This is a genomic window from Nocardioides guangzhouensis (genome assembly GCF_004519545.1).
Taxonomy (GTDB): Bacteria; Actinomycetota; Actinomycetes; order Propionibacteriales; family Nocardioidaceae; genus Nocardioides; species Nocardioides guangzhouensis.
Map to the genome: position 1 here is coordinate 16597 of NZ_SDKM01000029.1, position 19710 is coordinate 36306.

Annotated in this window: 18 protein-coding genes; 7 read left to right on the forward strand and 11 right to left on the reverse strand. The window is 72.6% G+C overall.

Annotated features, from left to right (window positions below):
- Window positions 1-14 precede the first annotated feature (14 nt).
- From EKO23_RS17910 to EKO23_RS17925, 4 genes are all read left to right on the forward strand, one after another.
- Window positions 15-512 (forward strand): Jag family protein, encoded by a 498-nt coding sequence (locus EKO23_RS17910; RefSeq protein ID WP_134719495.1) that lies wholly within the window; start codon window positions 15-17, stop codon window positions 510-512.
- Between the two features lie 6 nt (window positions 513-518).
- Window positions 519-1259 (forward strand): 16S rRNA (guanine(527)-N(7))-methyltransferase RsmG, encoded by a 741-nt coding sequence (gene rsmG / locus EKO23_RS17915; protein WP_134719496.1) that lies wholly within the window; start codon window positions 519-521, stop codon window positions 1257-1259.
- Window positions 1260-1422: 163 nt separating this feature from the next.
- On the forward strand, window positions 1423-2364 hold the full coding sequence (locus tag EKO23_RS17920) for a ParA family protein (RefSeq protein WP_281280963.1): 942 nt from the start codon (window positions 1423-1425) through the stop codon (window positions 2362-2364).
- Entirely contained in the window at window positions 2361-3374 is a 1014-nt protein-coding gene (locus EKO23_RS17925) for a ParB/RepB/Spo0J family partition protein (protein WP_134719498.1), read from the forward strand. The genes EKO23_RS17920 and EKO23_RS17925 overlap by 4 nt, the downstream gene beginning before the upstream one ends.
- A gap of 326 nt (window positions 3375-3700) precedes the next feature.
- Here the strand turns inward: EKO23_RS17925 and EKO23_RS17930 are convergent, their stop codons facing one another.
- The 3 genes from EKO23_RS17930 to EKO23_RS17940 are packed head-to-tail and all read right to left on the reverse strand — an operon-like array spanning window position 3701 to window position 6800.
- Window positions 3701-4471, reverse strand: a complete 771-nt coding sequence (locus EKO23_RS17930; protein ID WP_134719499.1) for a lysophospholipid acyltransferase family protein — start codon at window positions 4469-4471, stop codon at window positions 3701-3703.
- A gap of 33 nt (window positions 4472-4504) precedes the next feature.
- Window positions 4505-5476 (reverse strand): D-alanine--D-alanine ligase family protein, encoded by a 972-nt coding sequence (locus EKO23_RS17935; RefSeq protein ID WP_134719500.1) that lies wholly within the window; start codon window positions 5474-5476, stop codon window positions 4505-4507.
- 10 nt (window positions 5477-5486) lie between these two features.
- Window positions 5487-6800, reverse strand: a complete 1314-nt coding sequence (locus EKO23_RS17940; RefSeq protein WP_134719501.1) for an aminotransferase-like domain-containing protein — start codon at window positions 6798-6800, stop codon at window positions 5487-5489.
- 95 nt (window positions 6801-6895) lie between these two features.
- On the opposite strand from EKO23_RS17940, the gene EKO23_RS17945 reads away from it, so the two are divergent.
- Entirely contained in the window at window positions 6896-7561 is a 666-nt protein-coding gene (locus EKO23_RS17945) for a GNAT family N-acetyltransferase (RefSeq protein WP_134719502.1), read from the forward strand.
- 70 nt (window positions 7562-7631) lie between these two features.
- Here the strand turns inward: EKO23_RS17945 and trxA are convergent, their stop codons facing one another.
- From trxA to EKO23_RS17980, 7 genes are all read right to left on the reverse strand, one after another.
- Window positions 7632-7958: a thioredoxin gene (gene trxA / locus EKO23_RS17950; protein WP_134719503.1), complete on the reverse strand. Its 327-nt coding sequence runs from the start codon at window positions 7956-7958 to the stop codon at window positions 7632-7634.
- Window positions 7959-8072: 114 nt separating this feature from the next.
- The gene (gene trxB, locus EKO23_RS17955) at window positions 8073-9095 is read right to left on the reverse strand and encodes a thioredoxin-disulfide reductase (protein WP_134719504.1); all 1023 of its coding nucleotides are present in this window, start codon (window positions 9093-9095) and stop codon (window positions 8073-8075) included.
- Between the two features lie 121 nt (window positions 9096-9216).
- On the reverse strand, window positions 9217-9909 hold the full coding sequence (locus EKO23_RS17960) for a hypothetical protein (protein WP_134719505.1): 693 nt from the start codon (window positions 9907-9909) through the stop codon (window positions 9217-9219).
- A 105-nt stretch (window positions 9910-10014) separates the two neighbouring features.
- A complete protein-coding gene (sigM, locus tag EKO23_RS17965; protein WP_134719506.1) occupies window positions 10015-10728 on the reverse strand; it encodes an RNA polymerase sigma factor SigM in 714 nt (237 codons plus the stop codon).
- 10 nt (window positions 10729-10738) lie between these two features.
- Window positions 10739-12913, reverse strand: coding sequence for a protein kinase family protein (locus tag EKO23_RS17970; RefSeq protein ID WP_167880543.1), 2175 nt, complete (start codon window positions 12911-12913; stop codon window positions 10739-10741).
- Between the two features lie 88 nt (window positions 12914-13001).
- On the reverse strand, window positions 13002-14645 hold the full coding sequence (murJ, locus tag EKO23_RS17975; RefSeq protein ID WP_134719508.1) for a murein biosynthesis integral membrane protein MurJ: 1644 nt from the start codon (window positions 14643-14645) through the stop codon (window positions 13002-13004).
- 49 nt (window positions 14646-14694) lie between these two features.
- A complete protein-coding gene (locus tag EKO23_RS17980; protein ID WP_134719509.1) occupies window positions 14695-16896 on the reverse strand; it encodes a DUF6049 family protein in 2202 nt (733 codons plus the stop codon).
- Window positions 16897-17045: 149 nt separating this feature from the next.
- On the opposite strand from EKO23_RS17980, the gene EKO23_RS17985 reads away from it, so the two are divergent.
- Window positions 17046-18473, forward strand: coding sequence for a CCA tRNA nucleotidyltransferase (locus tag EKO23_RS17985; protein ID WP_425464408.1), 1428 nt, complete (start codon window positions 17046-17048; stop codon window positions 18471-18473).
- A gap of 53 nt (window positions 18474-18526) precedes the next feature.
- On the forward strand, window positions 18527-18991 hold the full coding sequence (locus EKO23_RS17990) for an SRPBCC family protein (RefSeq protein WP_134719511.1): 465 nt from the start codon (window positions 18527-18529) through the stop codon (window positions 18989-18991).
- Between the two features lie 9 nt (window positions 18992-19000).
- Here the strand turns inward: EKO23_RS17990 and EKO23_RS17995 are convergent, their stop codons facing one another.
- Window positions 19001-19678, reverse strand: a complete 678-nt coding sequence (locus tag EKO23_RS17995) for an NADPH-dependent F420 reductase (protein WP_134719512.1) — start codon at window positions 19676-19678, stop codon at window positions 19001-19003.
- Between the last annotated feature and the right edge of the window lie 32 nt (window positions 19679-19710).

Sequence of the window (19710 nt, forward strand, 5' to 3'; positions counted from 1 at the left end):
ACCAAGGAGAAGAAGTGAGCGAGGAAGAGAACCCCGCCACCGAGCGTCCCAGCCGGATCCAGCGCCTCGAGCAGGAGGGCGACATCGCGGCTGACTACCTCGAGGAGCTCCTCGACATCGCCGACGTGGATGGCGACCTGGACATGGACGTGGAGGGCGACCGGGCCGCGGTCGCGATCCTGGGCAGCGACCTGGACCAGCTGATCGGCCCGAAGGGCGAAGTGCTGGAGGCGCTGCAGGAGCTGACCCGCCTGGCCGTCTACCGGGAGACCGGTGAGCGCTCCCGGTTGATGCTGGACATCGGTGGGCACCGCGCCGCGCAGCGTGAGGCGCTGGTGAAGCTGGCCGAGGAGACCGTGGCCGCGGTCAAGGACTCCGGCGAGCCGGTGTCCCTGGACCCGATGTCCCCGTTCGAGCGCAAGGTCGTCCACGACGCCGTTGCCGCCGCTGGCTGCACCTCGGAGTCGGAGGGCGTCGAGCCACGGCGGTACGTCGTGGTGCTACCGGGCTGAGCCTGAATGGGGTCCGACGTTTCACGTGAAACACCCTCCTCTCCCCCCGGTACTCCGGAGGTGGCGGGGAGGGTGTTCTCGTCTGCCCGCCGATCGCTGGCGGAGGCGTACGTCGCCTCCCTCGCCGACGCCGGGGTGGTCCGCGGACTGATCGGTCCGCGGGAGGTGCCCCGGCTGTGGGAGCGCCATGTCCTGAACTGCGCCGTGCTCGGGGAGGCGATCCCGGAGGACAGCGCGGTCTGCGACATCGGCAGCGGAGCCGGCCTGCCTGGCCTGGTGCTGGCGATCGCGCGCCCGGATCTGCGGGTCACGCTGGTGGAACCGCTGCTGCGCCGGACGACGTACCTGTCGGAGGTCGTGGCTGACCTCGGTCTCGACCAGGTCGAGGTGGTGCGCGGGCGTGCGGAGGCCCTGCACGGCGAGCGCACCTTCGACGTGGTGACCTCCCGCGCGGTCGCGCCGCTGGGCCGGCTGCTGGACTGGTCGATGCCCCTGGTGGCACCCACCGGCGCGCTGGTGGCGATGAAGGGGTCGTCGGTGAGTGACGAGATCGAGGCTGCGGAGCCGGAGCTGACCCGGTGGGGCTGCGCCGTTCCGGAGGTGGTCGAGCTCGGCGCAGACGTGGTTTCTCCACCGACCCGGGTCCTTCGGGTGGCTTGGGCGGACCCCGGGAAGGTACGTTATGGCGGCGCGCGGGGGCAGTCCCGACCCCGTCGTTCGACGAAGTCTCGCGGGCGAAAGGCATGACGTGACGGATCCCTTCGACCCTTCCGGTCCCCGGCCCGATCAGGACTTTTCCACCGGTCCAGAACCCACCCCTGAGCGTGGTTTTCCACAGGGCGGGCCAGTTCATCCACAGGAGCCGGCTCACGTGGTTTCACGTGAAACATCGGTTTCGAGCCCCACGTTCGTGGTTCGCACGGCCGCCGATGTCGCCGCCGCGGCCGGCGGCTACGGCGACGAGACGACGCCGTTGGCGCGTGCCGCCGAGCACTCGGTGCTGGCCCGGCAGCCCTTCGGTGATCGCCCCAGGCTGCGCCGTCCGGACGGAACTCGGGTCATGGTGGTGGCCAACCAGAAGGGTGGCGTCGGCAAGACCACGACGACTGTCAACCTGGCGGCCGCCCTCACCCAGCTCGGCCAGAGCGTCCTGGTGGTCGACCTCGACCCGCAGGGCAACGCCTCGACCGCCCTGTCGGTCGACCACCACCGGGGCACGCCGTCGACGTACGACCTGCTCGTCAACGGGGCCACCCTCGAGGAGGTCGTCACCGACAGCCCCGAGGTCGAGGGCCTGGCCGTCGTGCCCGCCACGATCGACCTGGCCGGGGCCGAGATCGAGCTGGTCTCGGTGGTCGCGCGGGAGAGTCGCCTCCAGAAGGCACTCGCGGCGCACCCCCGGGTCGGTAGCGCGGAGGAGGCTGGCGAGGACCGGTTCGACTACGTCCTCATCGACTGCCCGCCCTCGCTCGGCCTGCTCACCCTCAACGCCCTCGTCGCGGGCGTCGAGATGCTGATCCCGATCCAGGCGGAGTACTACGCCCTCGAGGGCCTCGGCCAGCTCCTCGAGACCGTCGAGATGGTGCGCAAGCACCTCAACCAGCGGCTCGAGGTCTCGACCATCCTGATCACCATGTACGACGCCCGCACCCGACTCGCGGCCGGAGTCGCCCAAGAGGTCCGCGACCACTTCGGGGACACGGTGCTGCGGACGGCGATCCCCCGTTCCGTGCGGGTCTCGGAGGCGCCCTCGTACGGCCAGACCGTGATGACCTACGATCCGGGCTCGTCAGGAGCGCTCAGCTACCTGGAGGCGGCACGCGAGATGGCAGGCAAGGGAGTGGGCGCATGAACGAGAAGCGACGCGGACTGGGCCGGGGGCTCGGGGCGTTGATCCCCACCGCCCCAGTCGAGGGGGAGCAGGCCGGCGCGGCCACTCCGGTGACCTTCTCGACGACGCTGACCGCCCCGCGTGACGGTTCCCTCGGTGGTGGCACGGACGGAGCCGGGTACGGCGCCGCGGCCCAGCCCGCGCCCCAGGCCGTTGCCGGGGCCTACTTCCAGGAGGTCCCGCTCGCCTCGATCACCCCGAACCCTCGCCAGCCGCGCCAGGTGTTCGAGGAGGAGGCCATGGAGGAGCTGGTCTTCTCCATCAAGGAGGTCGGCCTCCTCCAGCCCGTGGTGGTCCGTCGGCTGGACGGGGACTCCTTCGAGCTGATCATGGGCGAGCGCCGCTGGCGTGCCTCCCAGCAGGCGGGGCTGGACACCATCCCCGCGATCGTGCGCCAGACCGACGACAACGACATGCTGCGGGACGCGCTGCTGGAGAACCTCCACCGTTCCCAGCTGAACCCGCTGGAGGAGGCGGCGGCCTACCAGCAGATGCTGGAGGACTTCGGCTGCACGCACGAGGAGCTGGCCGGCCGGATCGGCCGCTCGCGGCCGCAGATCAGCAACACGCTGCGGCTGCTCAAGCTCTCCCCGGCCGTGCAGCGCCGGGTCGCCGCCGGCGTGCTCTCCGCCGGCCACGCCCGGTCGCTGCTGGCGATCGAGAACCCCGACGTCCAGGACCGGCTCGCCCAGCGCGTGGTCGCCGAGGGGATCAGCGTCCGCGGCCTCGAGGAGATCGTCGCGGTCGGGGACCATGGCTCCGACCAGCCCCGCCCGGCGCGCCGCAACAAGCCCACCGCCCCCGGCCTGGTCGACCTCGCGGAGCGCCTGTCCGACCGCCTGGAGACCCGGGTCAAGGTCGACCTCGGCCGCGCCAAGGGCAAGATCACGGTCGAGTTCGCCTCGCTCGAGGACCTGCAGCGGATCGTCGACATCATGGACCCGCGCAACCGGCGCGACCGCCCGATCTGAGCCGAGACACCGGGCCCGGCCGGGACGGCTGACCGATCACTCCGCCCGACCGGTCCGGATGACGGTTCCGGCCCCCGGTGCAGATCCGAGGGCGAAGGTCCGGCCCGACGCGGATCCGGCCCGCGGGCCCTCGGGGCCCGACGCGCTGACTGTCGGCCTGGGCCCACGGCCGCCACACGACCCCACGATGGCTCCATGTCGACAAAGCGACAAGGCCTCGTATCCATAGCCAGTGGCGAACGGTCACGTAGAACTGGCGCTTCCTGCACGGAACGTCGAGTGAACAGCGCTGGGCTCACGAGGTGACGAGTGGAGCCGGCGTCCCGTCAGCCCTTGGCGGCGCGGCGCTGGGCCCGCCGGGCGGCTCGCTCCCGCTTCTCGGCGGCGTCGAGGGCGGCCGCCTCCTCGAGCGTCGGCGCGGACCCACCGTACGACGCGGGGAGCCACCAGGAGCCCGGTGGCTGCTCGTCGGCGGGGTAGTCCCGGATCACCTGGTCGAGCAGCGCCTCCAGGGCGGCCTTCAGCTCGGCAGTCTCGGCGACCGGATCCTCCCCGGTCGGGCGGAGAGGCTCACCGACCGCGATCGCGATCGTCTTGCCCCGGGAAAAGTCCTTGGGATGGTCCTTGGTGATCATGCGATGCGTTCCCCACATGACCACCGGCAGCAGGGGTACCTGCGCCTCGGCGGCGATCCGGACCGCGCCGGTCTTGATCTCCTTGACCACGAACGCGCGGGAGATGGTGGCCTCCGGGAAGATCCCGACCGCCTCGCCCTCACGGAGGTAGCGCACCGCCTCGTGGTACGACGCGATGCCCTCGCCACGGTCGACCTCGATGTGGTGCAGCGACCGCATCAGCGGACCCGCCACCGGGTGGTCGAAGATCTCCTTCTTCGCCATGAACCGGACCAGCCGGCGCGACGGACGCGCCGCGAGCCCGCCGAAGACGAAGTCGGCGTACCCGATGTGGTTGCAGGCGAGCAGCACACCGCCCTCGCGCGGCACGTGCTCGGTGCCGGAGAGCCGGAACTTGATGCCGAGCGCCCGGAAGGAGGCCAGCGCGGTGAGGATGATCGGCGGGTAGGTCAGGTCACGCACGCGGGGGCTCCTGGGGGAAGGTTTCCGGAAACGCTAGCGGGTGGTGGCGGCGTGGACGAGCCCGGCAATGACCTTGCCGAGGTCCAGACCCGCGGCCTGGACCGCGAGCGGGACGGTCGAGGTCTCGGTGAAGCCGGGGGCGACGTTGACCTCGAGGAACCAGACCGTCCCGTCGGGGTCGACGATGAGGTCGGAGCGGGAGAGGTCGCGCAGCCCGAACGCCTCGTGCACGGCGAGCGCCACCCGCTCGCACTCGGCGGTCGCTTCGTCGTCGAGCCGGGCGGGCACCACGAACTGCGTGCTGCCCGCGGTGTAACGCGCCGTGTAGTCGTAGACCCCGCCGTCGGGCTCGATGCCCACCAGCGGCAGCGCGCGCGGTCCCTCGCCGTCGTCCACGACGGTGACGGCGACCTCCGCGCCCACGACGAACTGCTCCAGCAGCGCCACCGGGCCGTAGGCGAAGGCGTTGACCATGGCCGAGGGCAGGTCCGCCCGATCCCGCACCACCGTGCAGCCCAGAGCGGACCCGCTCCGGGCCGGCTTGACCATGAGGGGAAGGCCCAGGGTGGCGACCAGGGACTCCATCACCGCCGCGGCGCCCAGCTCACGGAAGGTCTCGTGCGGCAGGCAGAACGACGCAGGCGTGCGTACGCCGGCGCGCGCGGCGACGGTCTTGGCCACCGGCTTGTCGAAGGCGATCCGGCAGGCCTCGGGGGTGGCGCCGACGTAGGGGAGCCCGAGCAGCTCGAGGACCTCCCGGATGGCCCCGTCCTCGCCTGTCTCGCCGTGCAGCATCGGCACCACGCAGGCGGGCGGGTCGGCCGCGAGCGAGGGCAGCAGGGCGGCGTCGACGTCGCGCTCCTCGACCTCCTGGCCGGTGCCGCGCAGCGCCTCGGCCACCCGCCGTCCCGAGCGCAGCGACACGTCGCGCTCGTGGGACAGGCCGCCGGCCAGCACCACCACCCGGCCGCCGTGGGCGCCCGGGGTCGCCTCGGTCGGGGACATCGGCTCCTCCTCAGCTCAGGTCGCTGCTCGGGGCGTCGTACCCGCTCCGCGGCAGCTCGTGGGACGGGCCGGTGGCCCCGAACGTCTGGCGCAGCTCCGTCTCCTGCTCCAGCACGCCAGCCAGCCGGCGCACGCCCTCCCGGATCCGCTCCGGCGTGGGGTAGCAGAACGACAGCCGCATGTACGACGAGCCGTACCCGTCGGCGAAGAAGGCGGTGCCCGGCACGTAGGCCACCCGGGCGGTGACCGCGCGCGGCAGCATCGCCTTGGCGTCGATCCCGGGCGGCAGGCCGACCCAGACGAAGAACCCGCCGTGCGGGTTGTTCCACGTGCAGGCGGCCGGCATGAAGTCGTCGAGCGCCTCGATCATGGCGTCGCGCCGCTCGCGGTACATCTCCCGCATCTGCTTGATCTGGCCCTGCCAGTCGTGCGTGGTGAGGTACGCCGAGACCGCCATCTGGCTGAACGCGGGCGGGCACAGCGTGGCCGACTCCTGGGCCAGCACCAGCTTCTCGCGGACCGCGTGCGGGGCCAGTGCCCAGCCGACCCGCATGCCGGGGGAGAAGGTCTTGGAGAACGACCCGAGGTAGATCACGCCCTCGGCCTCGTCCGCGCGCAGCGCGCGCATCGGCTCCGCGTCGAAGCCGAGCAGGCCGTAGGGGTTGTCCTCGAGCACCAGGATGTCGTGCTCGCGGCAGATCGCGAGCACCTCCTGACGCCGAGCCGGTGTCAGGGTCACGCCGGCGGGGTTGTGGAAGTTGGGGATGGTGTAGAGGAACTTGATGGTCTTGCCGGCCGCGCGGGTGGCCACGATCGCCTGGCGCAGCGCGTCCGGCACCAGCCCCTCGGCGTCCATCTCGGCGTGCACCACCTCGCACTGGAAGGCCTTGAACACGCCCAGCGCCCCGACGTACGACGGCGCCTCGCAGATCACCACGTCGCCGGGGTCGCAGAAGATCCGGGTGACCAGGTCGACCGCCTGCTGGGAGCCGACGGTCACCACGACGTCGTCGGGGTGCCCCTCGATGCCCTCGAGCCGCATCACGTCGGTGATCTGCTCGCGCAGGGTCGGGTCGCCCTGGCCGGAGCCGTACTGCAGCGCCACCGGGCCGTTGGCCGCGATCAGGTCGCCGACCGCGCTGCCGACCACGTCGAGCGGGAGGCCGCTGATGTTGGGCATGCCGCCGGCCAGCGAGACCACTTCTGGCCGGCTGGCGACCGCGAACAGGGCCCGGATCTCGGAGGCGGTCATCCCCTGGGTGCGCGCGGCGTACCGGTCGACGTACCCGTCGAGGCGCGTGCTGCTGCGGGAGATCTCGCTCATGACAGCACTAGCATGGACGATGGCCGGTCGCCGCGGGGCACCGGCACACCCCTTGGACGCGACCGGCGCCGCGAGGACCGCCGACGGGGAGGCTGATGGCGCGGAGGACGGTCCGGCTCACGCTCGACAACCTCGCCACGTTGCCGGGCCCTTGCCGCACGTGCCTGTTCTGGGAGCTCGACCCGGTGCGGCGGGCACGGGTCTGCGCGGAGGACGCGTACGGCGAGAAGGAGGCGTGGGTCTCCGAGGTGCTGCGCGAGTGGGGCTCGTGCGGCCAGATCGCGGTCGTCGACGACGAGACCGTGGGATACGTGATCTACGCACCGACGGCGTTCGTGCCCGGGTCCTCCTCGCTGCCGACCGCGCCGATCTCGCCCGACGCGCTCCAGATGACCGCGCTGTACGTCGACCCGGCCGCGATCGGCGGCGGGATCGGCCGGCTGCTCATCCAGGGCATGGCCCGGGACCTGATCAAGCGTGGCGGCATCAAGGCCGTCGAGGCGTTCGGCGAGACCCGGGGTGGACGGTCGGGTCGGTGCGTGGTGCCGGCGGACTTCCTGTCCAGCGTGGGCTTCAAGACCCAGCGTGCGCACCCGGTCCACCCCCGGATGCGCATGGAGCTGAAGTCGACGGTGACCTGGAAGGACGAGGTGGAGCAGGCGCTGGAGAAGCTCCTCGGTGCCGTCCGTCCGCGACCGCACGCCCGGCCGGCACCGAAGCCGCCTGCCCGCTGGCACGCCTCGCGGGACCGCGACCGTTGACTGACTCGGCCCCGACGTGCAGCACCCCCCGACGGCGGACCGTCAGGGGGTGCGTGCGCAGCGGCCGGGCTCAGGCGATGAACTCGGACAGCTCGTTGAGCAGCGCGGCCTTCGGCTTGGCGCCGACGATGGACCGCACGACCTCGCCGCCCTGGTAGACGTTGATGGTCGGGATGCCGGTGACGCGGTAGCTGGCCGGGGTGACCGGGTTCTCGTCGACGTTCATCTTGAGGAACGTGATCTTGTCGCCGTGCTGGCTGTTGATCTCGTCGAGGATCGGGGAGACCTGGCGGCACGGGCCGCACCACTCGGCCCAGAAGTCGACCAGCACAGGCTTGTCGGACTTGAGGACCTCGGTCTCGAAGTCGGCGTCGGTGACGGCTGCGATGTTGCCCACGTGGTGTCCTTTCGGATCGGTTGGTGCCCCGGTGGCGGTTGGTGACTAGTGAACACGAGGGCACCGACGGTTGTTCCCGGCGCGCGGCCGGTGTCGGTGACGGGTCCGGGAGGCTCAGGCGCCGGCGGTCTGGACGGCCTCGGTGACCGCCTCGGCCTCGACGGCCTCGTCGGCGGTGGCGTCCGCCGGGCCGGCGGTGGAGGCGGCGTGGTCGAGCGCCGCGATGTAGCGCTCCGCGTCCAGCGCCGCCGCGCAACCGGTGCCGGCAGCGGTGACTGCCTGGCGGTAGTGGTGGTCGACCAGGTCGCCGGCGGCGAAGACGCCGGGGATGTTGGTGCGGGTCGAGGGGTGGTCGACGAGGACGTAGCCGTCGTCGTCGAGGTCGACCTGCCCGGCCAGGAGCTCCGAGCGCGGGTCGTGGCCGATCGCGATGAACAGGCCGGTGATGTCCAGCTGCCGCTCCTCGCCGGTGACGGTGTCGCGCAGGGTGACCGACTCGAGCTGGTCCTGGCCGTTGATCGAGGCGACCTCGGAGTTCCAGGCGAACTCGAGCTTGGGGTCGGCGAACGCCCGCTCCTGCATGATCTTGGAGGCCCGCAGCTCGTCGCGGCGGTGGATCAGCGTGACCTTGGAGCCGAACCGGGTCAGGAACGTGGCCTCCTCGATCGCGGAGTCCCCACCGCCGACCACGGCGATGTGCTGCTCGCGGAAGAAGAAGCCGTCGCAGGTGGCGCACCAGGAGACGCCGCGGCCGGAGAGGGTGTCCTCGTTGGGGAGACCGAGCTTGCGGTAGCCCGAGCCCATGGCGAGGATCACCGACCGGGCCCGGAACTCGCCGTCGGCGGTCTTCACGACTTTCGGGTTCGAGACCAGGTCGACCTCGACCACGTCGTCGGCGACCAGCTCGGCGCCGAACCGCTCGGCCTGGGCGCGCATCTCGTCCATCAGCGCGGGGCCCATGATGCCGTCGCGGAAGCCGGGGAAGTTCTCCACCTCGGTGGTGTTCATCAGGGCGCCGCCGGCGGTCACCGAGCCCTCGAAGACGAGGGGCTGCAGGCTCGCCCGGGCGGCGTACACCGCGGCGGTGTAGCCGGACGGACCGGAGCCGATGACGATGACGTTGCGGACTTCACTCATGAGGGGCTGGCCTCCCTGGCCGGACAGAACGGGGTGCGTCGGAACACGTGGGTGGAACCGATCCTAGACGCGCCACATTCCCCTCAGCGGAGGACCGCCGAGGCACCGCCGAGGTCGTGACTCATGGGGTCAGAGTGACCGTCCGGAACACCTTCCGGGGGTGTGCGGTGTCACAGAGGTAGAGCTCGACCGTCTGCCGGCCGTTCCGCACCGGGTGGTAGACCACCAGCGCCGGCCGGCCGTCGTACGCCGCGCCGACGTAGCGGGCGCCGGGCACCGGGTCGGCGGGGCCGCAGCGGACCATGTCGGTGCCGCGGTTGCCGGCGAACTGCTCGGACCGGGCTGACTCCCGACGCAGCATGGCCAGGTCGCGGTCCAGGGCGCCCGGGTCGATCGGGCGGAGCCCGGCGATGCCGAGGTCGGTGACCGGTGTGGGCGTCTCCGCCCGCGCACCCGCGTCGCCGCCGGCCACCTCGGGGGCCTGGGGGGTCTCGGCGCTGTCCGCGGTGGAGGCGCTCCCGCTGTCGCCGCTGCCCGACTGGGTCACGTTCGGGAGCACCTGGGTGGCGCCGTACCCGATCGCGAGCACGGCGGCGGCGGCGAGCAGCACCCGGGAGAACCGGCGGTGCAGGCGCCGCTCCTCGGAGTCCTGCTCGCGGGGCCGGAGCGGCACCACGGCCGGTTCCCCGGTCGCCTCGTCGCTGGTGGCCGGGGCCTCGGCAGCCACGCCGGAACCGAGCTCGGCGAGCACGGCGTCGAGGCGGGCGACCACCTCCGGCGGCACCGGCTGGTCGTGCCGGGCCTCGGCGAGCATGCGGCGGACCGCCTCGCTCTGCGCGGGCGTGAGGTCCTGCTCGTCGATGGCGGTTCACCTCCTCGGTGACGGTCGGGGATCGGGACGGACGTGGTGCGCGGGCGGCTACTCGGGCGGGCCGCGCGCAGGGTCCGTGGATGGGACGGCTGCCGGGCCGGCAGGGTTCCCGGGAGCCGGCGGCTCGTCGTCGCCGGCATTGCGGAGGACGCCGAGGAGCGGGGCGAGCCGGGCCCGGCCGCGCGCGCAGCGCGACTTCACGGTTCCGACCGCGCAGTCGAGGATCTCGGCTGCCTCCGCGACGCCGTAGCCCTCCATGTCCACCAGCACCAGGGCAGCCCGTTGCTCGGCGGGCAGGGCGGCCAGCGCGTCGAGGACCAGGCGCCTGCGCTCGGCGGCCAGGGCCGTGTCGTCGGGGCCGGGATCGGGCGCGGCGGTGCCGAGGGTGCCCCGGCCGGTGTACGCGTCGAGGTCGTCGGGCAGGGCGTCGGCGGCGCGCACCCGGGCGGCCCGGATCCGGTCCAGGCAGGCGTTGACCACGACCCGGTGCAGCCAGGTCGTGACGGCGGCGTCGCCGCGGAAGCTCGCCGCCCGGCGGAACGCCGCGATCATCCCGTCCTGCAGGCCGTCAGCGGCGTCCTCGGGGTTGCCCATCGTGCGCAGCGCCACTGCCCACAGGCGGTCCCGATGCCGGGTGAACAGCTCGCCGAAGGCGTCGTGGTCGCCGGCGACGTGTGCGGCCAGCAGGTCGCGGTCGGTCCGTGGTCCGACCGGGACGTCGTGGCCGTCCGGGCCGGGTTCGCGAGGCCCGCCGGTGCTCACCGGGGGGTCCTCACGGGTTGACCGCGATCTCCGCCACGGCGCCGCGGAAGCCACCGCCGACGTCCGGGGCGCGGGTCAGCCAGACGACCAGCCAGCGGGCGGAGGTCGGCTTCTCGGGCTCGAGGGTGACCTCGGTGCCGGTGGCCTCGCCGCTGGCCAGCTCGTCGAGGCCGTCGATCCCGGTGGGTGCCGCCTCGTCGGTGGTGCCGAGCAGCTCGACGGTGGTCGGCGACCCCTGGAGCGTGACGTCGACGCTGCCCACGTCGCGGGCCTGGCCGAGGTCGACCAGGAGGCCGACGCCCGGCTTGAGCCCGCCAGGCCCGAACTGCTGGTCGTAGCGGTTGCTGACCCAGGCGGTGTCTGCCTTGCCGTCGATGGCCAGTGGCGCGAGCTCGGGGTTCTCCTCCGGGGGGTCGCCGTACGGGTCGAAGTCCTGCACGCCGGCGATCCGGAACGGCTGCTCCGAAGGCGCGGAGGTGGTCGGCGTACGGGTCGGCTGCTGCGGGCTCGCGTCGTCGGAGCCGCTGTCACGTCCGCGGTTGAAGGCGTAGACCATCGCCAGCAGCACCACCGCGGCGAGCGCGATCAGGGCGGCGATCCGCAGCGAGCTGCGGCCCGGCACCCGGCCGTCGGCCTCGTCGTCCTCCTCCGGCGGGGCGGGCGGAAGCGTGCCGGAGTCGTTGCCCCACGGCCAGTAGCCGGCGCCGGTGCCCCCGTGGGTGTCCGGGGCGGGGGAGCGGGGGACCCGGGCCGCGCGGCCCTCGGGCGGGTCGGGGGCGAACAGCGGACGCTCCGGGGCCTCGTCGAACGGCGGCGGGGGCGGTGCCGGGTCGGAACGGGCGGTCATCCAGGCGCCCGAGGACCACTCGGCGTCGTCCCCGTCGTCGAACACCGGTGCCTCGGCCTGGGTCTGGTCGCCGGGGCCGTCCGGGGTGTGGGCGGGAACCTCCTCGGCCGGGGCCGTCGCGGCCTCCGGCGAGCTGGCCGGGGCCTGGTCCGGCGGGCCTTCCGGCTCGGTCGCGACCGGTGCGGCCGGACCGCTGTCGGAGCCCTCGAGGTCGGTGGCGTCCTGCGGGGCAGCGCCCCGCTCGTCGACGTCCGGCGCCAGGGCCGACATCGCGACCGTGCCGTCCCCCGGCAGGTCCGGGGCGTCGTCGGGTGCGGGCGGTGTACCCGGGGCGACCGGGCCCGCCGGGCCGACGGGTGGGGTGTCGGTCGGCAGCTCCGCCGGGGCGTCGCCGGCGCCGTTCGTGGTGACAGCGGCAGCCCCGGTGCCGGTGTCCGTGGCCGGGCCGGTCCCGGCGGCAGCGGCGGCAGCGGCGGCCGCCGAGATCTCGGGTGCCAGGGCGAGCGGGGCGTCGATGCGGGGGATCCGCGGGCTGGTGTTGCCGCGGTGGCTGCGGGCCTCGGCCTCGGCGACGGCGGCCAGGTCGCCGACGTACTCCTCGAGGGCCGCGACGATCGCGCCGGCCGAGTCGAAGCCGTGATCGGCGCCGGTGAGGTAGGGGCTGAGCACCTCGTCGCAGAGGGCGTCCAGGGTGCGGGGCACGCCGGCCCGGACCTGGCGCGGGCGCAGCGGGCGGCCGTGCTCCTGCGGAGCGGCGGGTACGGCGGAGCGCGAGATGCCGGGCCACTTGCCGGTCAGTGCGGCGTAGAGCACCGCGGCCAGGTCGACCACGTCGGTGGAGATCCGTCCCTCGACGATGCCGTTGAGCGCGGCGTCGCACGCGAAGCCGATCACCTTCACGGCACCGGTCTCGTCGATGAGCACGTTCTCCGGGACCAGCCGGCCGTGGGCGATGCCCTGCTCGTGAGCGGTGACCAGCATCGAGCCCACCTCCGCGGTGAGCCAGGCGGCGCGGCGCGGCGACAGCGGCTGGTCGGCGAGCAGGTGGTCGAGCGACTCGCCCTCGCCCCACTCGTTGACCACGAACACCATGCCGTCGGCGTGGTCCGCGTCGAGCACCCGGAGCAGGTGGGGGTCGAAGAGCGTCGCGGAGCGCCGGGCCGCCTCCATCAGGGCCTCGGCACGCTCGTCGCCCTCCGGGATGAGGTGCACGGCGACGTGCCGGGAGAGCACGGTGTCCCACGCCCGCCAGAAACGGCCACCGCGGGCCTCGCTGAGCAGGTCGACGAGGCGGTAGCGACCGGTCAGGAGGTCGCCGGCGCGGGTCGAACCGGGCACAACCTGCTCCTCTCCTCGCTCGCTCCTGGGCGCCGCCTGCTCGGTCTGGCCAGGGCCTCGGCGGCCCACCCTCATCGTAGGGGGAAGGTCAGCCACGACCGGGCAGCCGCCGCGTGACCGTGTCCACCACCTCGGTCACCTCGGTCAGCCGGAAGGCCCGGGAGAGCGCCAGGAACACGACCACGTCCACCAGTGCGACCACCCCCAGGAACAACAGCGAGCCGAGCTTGGAGTCCAGCGAGGTGCCCAGCGACTCGTGCAGCGCCCACGCCGCGGCCCACGCGACGAGGGTGGCCGGGACCGCGGCCAGCAGCAGCCGCACCAGGAACCGCAGCAGCTGCGGGGTACGGAGGCCGCCGAGCAGGTGCCGGAGCAGGGAGTACGACGACACCGCACCCACGGCGTACGCCCCGCCGTAGGCGAGCACCAGGGCGGGGGAGGTGAACGCCGCGTCCGTGCGGTCCACCAGCACCACGGCCAGCAGGATGTTCACGGCCGCGATCAGGCACTGCACCCAGAAGACGGTGCGGGTGAGCTCGAGGGCGTAGAAGCCCCGCAGCATCAGGTAGTGGACGGTGAAGAACACGACGCCGGGGGCGAACAGCGCGAGCGACGGCGCATAGTTGTCGGAGGTGGCCTCCGCGGCGCCGTACCCCCAGATCACGTCGGAGAGCTCGCGCGCGATCACCGGGACCAGCAGCGCGAACGGGATGATCAGCGCCAGCGTGGTGCGGACTGTCGCGGCCAGTGAGCCGGCCAGGTCGGAGAGCCGGCCGTCGGCGGCGCTCGCCGAGAGTCGGGGCAGCACCGCGGTGGCCAGGGACACGGTGATCACCGCGTGCGGGGCCATCACCAGCAGGAAGGTGCTGGAGTAGATCGTGTAGCCGGTCGCGTCGGGCGCGCCGTCCGAGCCCGCCGTACCGCTGGAGGCCAGCCGGACCACGACCGTGTAGGCGACCTGGTTGACGATCACGAACAGCACGGTCCAGATGGCCAGCCGCAGGGTGTGGCCGAGGCCTGCGTTGCGGAAGTCGAACCGGGCGGCGTACCGGTAGCCGGAGGCGGTCAGGAACGGCAGCAGGATGAGGAACTGCAGCGCGATGCCCGCGGTCGAGCCGAGGCCGAGCAGGAGCTCCTCGCCGGTGCTGTAGCCGCCGGTGGCGTCGGTCCCGAAGACGACGATGTAGACGACCAGGACCGCCATCGACAGCAGGTTGTTCGCGATGGGCGCCCACATCATGGGGCCGAACTTCCCGCGGGCGTTCAGGATCTGCCCGACCAGCACGAACATCCCGTAGAAGAAGACCTGCGGCAGGCACAACCGCGCGAAGTCGATCACCGACTCCTTCTCGGCGGCCAGCTCCGGGTTGTTCCAGTGGCCGTCGAGGTAGAGCGACATCACCTGGGGGGTGAACGCCACCAGCAGGATGGTGACGCCGCCGAGGAACAGGGCGGCCAGCGTGACCACCCGGTGGGTGTAGGCGTCGCCGGCGTCGTCGTCGTTCTTCATCGCCCGCACCAGCTGGGGGACCAGCACCGCGTTGAAGATGCCGCCCGCGAGCAGGATGTACAGCATGTTCGGGATCGTGTTCGCGATGGTGAACACGTCCGCGTGCAGCGCGTTGCCGAGCGCCGCCGCCAGCAGGATCGACCGGATGTAGCCGCTGAAGCGGGAGACCACGGTGCCCGCGGCCATCACGGCGCTGTTGGACAGGACCGAGCGTTCGCTCATGCGGGGTCCCTGCGGCGAGCGGGACGCAGTGAACATCGTCGTGGGGTGGTCATGCAGTCGTGCTTCCTCGTCGACGGCGTCGGGCCCACCGCACCGGGATCGAGATCGCGAGGATGCCGACCCCGACGCCCATGATCACCCAGATCACCACGCCCACCGTGTTGGAGCGGATGTCGAGCTCGTCGAAGGCCCCGATCGGCTGGCCGTCGACGTTGGTGGCGACCAGCCGGACCGGGTGGACGCCGAGCGAGGCGGCCTCGGCGCTGAGCTGGACGGTCTGACGGGTCTCGGCCTCGAGCGTGATCTCCTCGGGCGCCTTGATCACGACGTCGTCGCTGGTCTGCGCCTCGATCCGCACGCGCACCGGCTGGTCGAGGTCGTTGGTGACGGTGACGGCGAACGGGCCGCTGTCCGAGGACAGGATCACGAACGACGGTGCCTCGATGCGGATCCGCTCGAGCTGGTTGCGCAGCAGGGTGGACGCGTCGTCGGCGGCCACCTGCGCGGAGACCGGGTCGTCGCGGACCATGTACGACGACGTGCACAGTGCCTCGCGCAGGACCTGGTCACCGACCGTGTCGTTGCGGACCAGGATGCTGTCGAGCCGCTCGCCGGTGTCGATGAACCGGTCGGTGGAGGCGAGGTTGGCCTCGTTCAGCTCGCGGACCACCTGGCGGGTCGGGTAGGCCACCCGGGAGACCTCGGGGGCCGGCCCGGTCCGGTCCACCGAGGCCGGCACCATCTGCAGGAACGGCTGCTCGAGGCCGCGGAAGAACTGCTGGCCGCGGGAGCCGGGGTCGAAGTCGAACGGCAGGTCGACGGTGAGGGCGCTGGTGTCGCCGGCCAGCGACCGGACCGCCGCCTCGGCGAGCACGCGCTGCCGCAGCGCCACGCCGCTCAGCCGCTCGTCCGGCCCGGGGCCGCCGACCCCGACGGTGTGGTCGGTGATCGCGATCCGCCGGCCGGCGGACTCGATGGTCGAGGGGACGTCGGCCGGGTCGTCGTACTCCTCGCCGATGGCCTCCTCGGACAGGAAGATCTGTGTGTCCTGGGGCGCCAGCTCCAGGGCCCCGGGGTTCAGCAACCCGCTCGGGGGCGCCATGGCCGGGTTGCTCTCGATGTCGAGCGCGCCGAGCACCTCCGAGGAGAGCGCGCGGGCCCGGTCGTAGAGCACCGGGCTGTAGCGGGAGGCGGCGGCGACGTCGAGGTCGCCGTACGGCAGGGCGAGCACGGGGTTGCGCGAGGTGAGCGACCGGACGTCGGAGAGCCACTGCTGGGCCTCGGGCAGGCCGTTGCGGCGCTGCTCCTCCTCGGCCGCGGCCTGCTCCTCGTCCTGCTGGTCGGTGTTCTCCTCGCCCGGAGCCGGCTCGGTGGGCTCGAGGTTGCGGCGCGGGTTGCCCCGGGCCAGCTGGTCGACGGCGTCGACGACCGCGGGGTCGATCAGCCAGGTGACCGGCGCCGTCCCCGAGGAGCGGACGAACGACGTGAGGTTGGCCAGGCGGCCCCCGGGGCTGAGCTCGTTGGCCCACTCGTCGGCACGCCTGACCCGTCCGTCGGCGGCCCGCTCGATCGCCCGGCGTACCGGGAGGATCAGGGAGGTCGGCACCTGCTCCTGCTTGCCGCGCATCAGCGGGATGAACGACCGGGCCCGGCCGTGGATCGAGCGGAACCCGTCGGTGTCGGCGGCCAGCACCTGGACACCGATCCAGTAGACGCCCTCCTCGCCGCTGATCAGGAGCTCGTCGGCCGGCACCCGGACGCTCCAGCTGACGGACTGGCCGGGTGCCAGGTCCTCGACGTTGTCGAAGCGCCCGATGTCGGTGATCCGCTGGCCGATGTAGATCTCGGGGTCGGACTCGACGGAGACCTCGATCTCGCGTGCCGTGGTCATCGGCGAGTACGACGTCAGGGGATGCACGTTGATGCTGGTCAACGTCTCCTCCGTCGTGTTCGTGATCGTGCCGCGCATCGTGATCGCCCCGCGCTGCGGGATCACGGAGGGGTTGAGCCCGTCGAGGGTGACGTCGAGGTCCTGGCTGGCGGCACGCCGCTGGGCGTTGCGGGACACGGGCACGGAGCGGCGCGCGGTCAGGTCGTCGCCGGACGGGGCGGCCGACACCACGGCGGGCGTGTCCGCGCCCGCCGTCGACGGGTCGAGCACCCCGTCGCCGGTGCCCGGACCCGGCCCGAGCGTGACGGCGGCGACCGCGGCGACCAGGGGTGCGCACAGGGCAGCCACCGGTCGGATCACGGCGTCGACTCTAGGGCACGACCCCCAAGACAGAAGCGTCCCCGGGGACGTGCCGACACGGGACACGAACCCCGGCCGCCCGGCGGGTGTCCTGCACCCTCCGACTACCCTTGTCTCCCGTGTCCGACCCCGCCCTGCCGCCCCTCCAGATCGCGGACGTGCAGCGCACCGTGGCCGGGGAGCTCGAGCGCATCGGCCCGGTGATCGACGAGCTCGGAGCCCGGTTCGCCGACGCCGGCCACGAGCTCGCCCTGGTCGGGGGACCGGTCCGGGACGCCATGCTCGGCCGGCTGCAGAACGACCTCGACTTCACCACCTCCGCCCGTCCGGAGGTCACCGAGAAGCTCGTGCGCGGCTGGGCCGACGCGATCTGGGACCTCGGCAGGGCCTTCGGCACGATCGGCTGCCGCAAGGGTCCCTGGCAGGTCGAGATCACGACGTACCGCTCGGAGACCTACGACCCGTCGTCGCGCAAGCCCGATGTCGACTACGGCGACAACCTGGCCGGAGACCTCGGTCGCCGTGACTTCACCGTCAACGCGATGGCGATGAGCCTCCCCGGCCGGACCTTCGAGGACCCGTTCGGTGGCGTCGTCGACCTCGCGGCGCGGGTGCTGCGGACGCCCGGCACTCCGGAGTCGTCGTTCTCCGACGACCCGCTGCGGATGATGCGGGCCGCCCGCTTCGCCGCCCAGCTCGGGTTCACCGTCGCGCCCGAGGTGGTCGCCGCGATGACCGACATGGCCGAGCGGATCACGATCGTCTCAGCGGAGCGGGTGCGCGACGAGCTGGTGAAGCTGGTCGAGGCACCGTGGCCGCGGCGCGGGCTGACCCTGCTGGTCGAGACCGGCCTCGCGGCGTACGTCCTGCCTGAGCTGCCGGCGCTGGCCCTCGAGCGCGACGAGCACCACCGGCACAAGGACGTCTACCAGCACACGCTGACCGTGCTGGAGCAGTCGATCGAGCTCGAGGACCGGCTCGACGGCGGTGGGCCGGACTTCGTGTCGCGGTTCGCGGCACTGATGCACGACGTCGGGAAGCCGAAGACCCGCCGGTTCGTCGACGACGGGACGGTCACCTTCCACCACCACGACGTGGTCGGTGCCAAGCTGACCCGCAAGCGCATGCAGGCCCTGCGGTTCTCCAACGACACCATCGACGCGGTGGCGAAGCTGGTCGAGCTGCACCTGCGCTTCCACGGCTACGGCACCGGCGAGTGGACCGACTCCGCCGTACGCCGCTACGTCCGCGACGCCGGTGACCAGCTGACCCGGCTGCACGTGCTCACCCGGGCGGACTGCACCACCCGCAACAAGCGCAAGGCCGAGCGGCTGCGTCGGACCTACGACGACCTGGAGGCCCGGATCGCCCGGCTGTCGGAGCAGGAGGAGCTGGCCTCGATCCGGCCGGACCTCGACGGCACCCAGATCATGGAGATCCTCGACCTCCCCCCGGGCCCGGTGGTGGGCGAGGCCTACCGCTTCCTGCTCGAGCTGCGGATGGAGGAGGGCCCGCAGCCGTACGACGCGGCGCGCGACGCCCTGCTCACCTGGTGGGCGGCACGCTCCGCGGAGTGACTCCTCTCACAGGGCGTTCCGGCGAGGTATTACCCACCGGTAGCCTCCGCCCCATGTCCCAGGTCGAAGCGCTGATCGAGGAGTCCATCGACGTCGACGCCACCCCGGAGCGGGTCTGGTCCCTGGTGACCGACCTGCCGCGGATGGCCCGCTGGAGCCCGCAGGTCGTGCGCACCGTCGTACGCGGCGGAGGTCCGGTGCAGCTCGGCACCCGCGCGGTCAACGTGAACCGCAAGGGCCTGCTGGTGTGGCCGACCCGGTCGAAGGTGGTGCGCTTCGAGCCGCACCGCGACTTCGCTTTCCGGATCAAGGACAACTTCACGATCTGGTCGTTCACGCTGGAGGCGACCGGGGCCGGGACCCGGGTCGTGCAGAGGCGCGAGGCCCCGGACGGCACCTCGCCCATCTCGGACACGCTGGTCCGGCGGGTGCTCGGCGGCCAGGAGGGCTTCCAGGCCGAGCTCCGCGCGGGCATGCAACGTACCCTCCGCGGCATCAAGGCCGACGCCGAGGCCTGACCCCGAGCGTCAGCGCACGACCTTGATGTTGAAGTGCGGGGTGCCGAGAGCGCCCATCAGGCGGAGCCACAGCGGGAGCAGCATCTCGGTGCCCCGGGCGGTCTCGATGCCGCCGAGGTCGATCACGTCGTCGTGCCCGAAGCTCTCGAGCAGGGCGACCACCTCGGCCTTCGCGCTCGGGTCCTCACCCGAGACGAAGACCGTGCTGCTCGCGCCGAGCGACTTCGGCTCGACCATGAGGTCCGCGTTGAGCGTGTTCAAGGCCTTGACCACCCGGACCTCGGGGTAGGCCCGCTGCACCTGCTCAGCCAGGGAGTCGGTGTCCTTGACCGAGAGGGTGGGCGGGAACCCGGCCGAGAAGTCGAGGGGGTTCGCGATGTCGAGCAGGACCTTGCCGGCGAGGTTCTCGGCTCCGGCGGCGCGGAGCACGTCGAAGGTCACCGAGCCGGACGAGGCGTTGACGACGAGGTCGGCGACCTCCGCCGCCCCGGCGAACGTCGCCAGGTCGATGCCCCGGTGGGCCTCCTGCCACACCGCGTACGGCGGGTTGCCCATCTGGTCGGGCTCGGTGCGGGCCAGCGTGGCCCCCGGGTCGCGGGTGCCGACCACCACGGTGTGGCCGAGCTCGTGGAGGCGGGCGGCGACGGCGCGTCCGACCATGCCGGTGCCGAGGACTGCGATGTTCATGACGATCCTTCGTGAGTAGGTAGACAGACCTG

Bases quoted from the DNA above. Each gene is read 5' to 3' on its own strand.
- rsmG (WP_134719496.1), top strand. From the start codon at position 519: ATGGGGTCCGACGTTTCACGTGAAACACCCTCCTCTCCCCCCGGTACT.
- EKO23_RS17925 (WP_134719498.1), top strand. From the start codon at position 2,361: ATGAACGAGAAGCGACGCGGACTGGGCCGGGGGCTCGGGGCGTTGATC.
- EKO23_RS17935 (WP_134719500.1), bottom strand. From the start codon at position 5,476: ATGTCCCCGACCGAGGCGACCCCGGGCGCCCACGGCGGCCGGGTGGTG.
- EKO23_RS17940 (WP_134719501.1), bottom strand. From the start codon at position 6,800: ATGAGCGAGATCTCCCGCAGCAGCACGCGCCTCGACGGGTACGTCGAC.
- EKO23_RS17945 (WP_134719502.1), top strand. From the start codon at position 6,896: ATGGCGCGGAGGACGGTCCGGCTCACGCTCGACAACCTCGCCACGTTG.
- trxB (WP_134719504.1), bottom strand. From the start codon at position 9,095: ATGAGTGAAGTCCGCAACGTCATCGTCATCGGCTCCGGTCCGTCCGGC.
- EKO23_RS17960 (WP_134719505.1), bottom strand. From the start codon at position 9,909: ATGCTCGCCGAGGCCCGGCACGACCAGCCGGTGCCGCCGGAGGTGGTC.
- murJ (WP_134719508.1), bottom strand. From the start codon at position 14,645: ATGAGCGAACGCTCGGTCCTGTCCAACAGCGCCGTGATGGCCGCGGGC.
- EKO23_RS17990 (WP_134719511.1), top strand. From the start codon at position 18,527: ATGTCCCAGGTCGAAGCGCTGATCGAGGAGTCCATCGACGTCGACGCC.
- EKO23_RS17995 (WP_134719512.1), bottom strand. From the start codon at position 19,678: ATGAACATCGCAGTCCTCGGCACCGGCATGGTCGGACGCGCCGTCGCC.